Here is a 1,097-nt window from a genome sequence, read left to right on the forward strand (position 1 = left end):
CGGGCGGCCGGGGTTCACCGGAGTGCGGCCTGGTTACTTCACGTCGACGAAGTCACCGGCGGCGATGGCCGCCGGAGTCGTGGTCGTGCCCGCGAAGTTGTAGCGCCAGTAGCCGTCCTCGACCGCCTTGACGGTCGTCTTCAGCTCACCGGTGCCGTTCGTCTTCAGCGTCTTGACGGTGGTGTAGGTGTTGCTGTTCTTCTTGCGGAACTGCAGCTTGACCGGCTGGCCGGTGTAGCCCTGGTACTTGTAGTTCTCCCAGTTGGCGCGGGCCAGCTTGCCGGTGACCGTGATGGTCTTGCCCTTCTTCACCGGCTCGGGGGCGGCGTTGACCGTCTGCGTCGAGGCGCGCTGGACGTGCTGCGACTTGTACGCGTTGCTCTCGACCCACTGGCCGTCCTTGGCCAGTGCGGAGACGTAGACCTTCCAGGTGCCGGCGAGGCTGTTCTTGTACAGGTCGTTCTGCGAGCGCGGGTCCACCTTGAAGGAGACCTTGCAGGTGGACGTGGTGGCGTTCACCTTGGTGCACTTGGAGACCTGCGTGGTGTTGTCGTCCACCTTCGGACCCAGGTAGCCGTCGACCGCGGAGTCGATGTCGGTGCCGTGCCAGAGGAAGACGACGGCGTCCTGGATACCGGAGTTGTCGGTGGCGGTGACGCTCGCCGTGATGGTCTTGGCGACCGTGGTGCCGAGGACGATGTCCTTGCCACCGTTCACGGTCACGCTGCTGATCCTGGTGTCGACGGCGGCACGGGTGACGACGCGGGCCTTCGCGCCGAGCGGCGCGGTCTTGACCGGCGCGTTTTTGAACACGGAGCGGGCAGCCTCCACGGTACCCACGCCGTGGGCCCCGTCCGCCTGGGCGGCGGCCGGAACGACGAGAGCGGAGAGAGCCAGGGCGCCGGTGACGGCGGCCACAGTGGCACGTATACGCATGTTTGTTCCCCATGTGGAGAAGGGGACCGGCGGAGGTTTCGTCCATCCGCGTGGCCCATGTGGTCTGTGAAGTCTGGTTTCTTGAAAGAACAAACAAGCCACGTGGGGGTAAGGTTTTTCCCCATGTGAATATTTGTAAAAACTGCGGTAACACAAGGGTG

1 protein-coding gene is annotated in these 1,097 nt (G+C 64.4%); it reads right to left on the minus strand.

What is annotated here, in order from left to right:
• Positions 1 to 33 precede the first annotated feature (33 nt).
• On the minus strand, positions 34 to 936 hold the full coding sequence (locus ACFXBC_RS35110; protein ID WP_385034210.1) for a DUF5707 domain-containing protein: 903 nt from the start codon (positions 934 to 936) through the stop codon (positions 34 to 36).
• Between the last annotated feature and the right edge of the window lie 161 nt (positions 937 to 1,097).

The organism is Streptomyces sp. NPDC059398, assembly GCF_042751845.1.
Taxonomy (GTDB): Bacteria; Actinomycetota; Actinomycetes; order Streptomycetales; family Streptomycetaceae; genus Streptomyces.